Origin of the sequence: Clavibacter lycopersici (assembly GCF_003576405.1) — a bacterium.
GTDB lineage: Bacteria > Actinomycetota > Actinomycetes > Actinomycetales > Microbacteriaceae > Clavibacter > Clavibacter lycopersici.
Window position 1 is genome coordinate 1 of the sequence record NZ_QWGT01000591.1, and the last position, 326, is coordinate 326.

Consider the following 326-nt stretch of genomic DNA (forward strand, 5'->3'; position numbering starts at 1 on the left):
TCCGCCGAATCCGCCGCCGCCTCCGCCGAAGCTGCCTCCGCCGAATCCGCCGCCGCCACCCCAGCCGCCGCCGCCGCCTCCGCCGCCACTGAGGAGCCCGCCGATGATGCCCCCGACGACCGCGCCGCCGATGCCGGATCCGCCGCCCATCATCCCGCCGCCCCCGCCGTAGCCGCCGTATCCGCCGCCCTGGTCGAGGTCGCGCTGCGCCGCCTCGATGGCCTGCGCGGAGTAGGAGGTCGCGGCCTGCGACGCCGCGACCGCGCGCACGGGATCGCGCGGCGCCGCCTCGTGCGCGTCGTCGAGGGCGCGCTGGGCGTGGGCGA

The 326-nt window shown here is 79.8% G+C and carries 1 pseudogene; it reads right to left on the minus strand.

Features of this window, described 5'->3' with window-relative positions:
* Window positions 1-326: pseudogene (locus DZG00_RS17585) on the minus strand (TPM domain-containing protein); the annotation flags it as partial.